General features: G+C 65.2%; 1 protein-coding gene. It reads left to right on the plus strand.

The genetic code is table 11. From position 1 onward, the window contains the following. Positions 1 to 30 precede the first annotated feature (30 nt). Positions 31 to 1,088: IS256-like element ISTth4 family transposase (locus tag ABXG85_RS12885; RefSeq protein WP_353514003.1), on the plus strand; the 1,058-nt coding region annotated here is incomplete at its 3' end.

Raw genomic sequence — 1,088 nt, forward strand, 5'->3', positions numbered from 1 at the left:
GGTCGTGTAAGGATTTATGTGTAAGGGTCCGTGTTTAATAGGGGGGCACACCTTAGCACGAGGAGGTGCCCCGTGGACCAGGATACCTTGCGAATCTTGCTGAGGGAAGCGGTGCGGGAGACGGTGGCCGAGGTTTTGCAGACGGTTCTGGAGTTGGACCGGACGGCCTTCTTGCAGGTGCACGGGGGCCGCAGGAACGGCTACTACCCCCGCAAGCTGGAGACCACCTTCGGCCAGGTGGACCTGAAGGTCCCTAGGGATCGGGAATCTCGGTATTACCCGGCTTTCCTTAAGCCCTACGCCCGCCGCCTGGTGGACGTGGGGGAAGTGGCGGTAGCCCTTTACGCCGCCGGGGTCAGTCAGCGCAAGGCGGCCGAGATATTGAGCCTGCTCTTAGGCCACCGCTACTCCCACGAGACCCTAAGCGCTCTGACCGACCAAGTCCTGGAGGCGGCAGGAGCCTTCCGCACCCGGCTTTTGCCCGAGGAGATGGCCTTCGTCTACCTGGACGGGCTTTCCCTAAAGGTCTTCAGGGAAGGAGAAGGGATCGTACGGGAAAGCGTGTATGTGGCCCTGGGCATCGCCCCTAATGGGGAGAGGCGGGTCCTGGGGTTTTGGCTGTTGCCCACGGAGAGCGCCCTGGGATGGGAGGGGGTCCTGGGGGAGCTTTGGCAGCGGGGCCTGCGGCGGGTATTGCTCTTCATCACCGACGGGCTGCCCGGGCTTCCCGAGGCGATCCGCAGGGTCTACCCTCAGGCGGAGTGGCAGCGGTGCGTGGTGCACGGGGTGCGGTGGAGCCTGTCCCAGGTGCGGGCGCGGGACCGGGGCCTGCTGGCGGAGGACCTGAGGCGGGTGTACGGGGCGGAGAGCCGGGAAGAAGCTCTTGGGGCCTTGGAGGAGGTGAAGGCCGCCTGGGGTTCGCGGTACCCGGGGGTGGTGGGGCTTTGGGTACAGGATTCGGGGGCCTTCCTGCGGTTCTACGGGTACCCCAAGGTGCTTTGGCCGTACCTGCGGAGCACCAACCTGATGGAGCGGTTTATCCGGGAAGTGCGGCGTGGGACGAAGGTGCGGGACCACAAGTTTCCTAA

The sequence above is a fragment of the Thermus sp. LT1-2-5 genome (genome assembly GCF_040363165.1).
In the GTDB taxonomy this organism is placed as follows: domain Bacteria; phylum Deinococcota; class Deinococci; order Deinococcales; family Thermaceae; genus Thermus.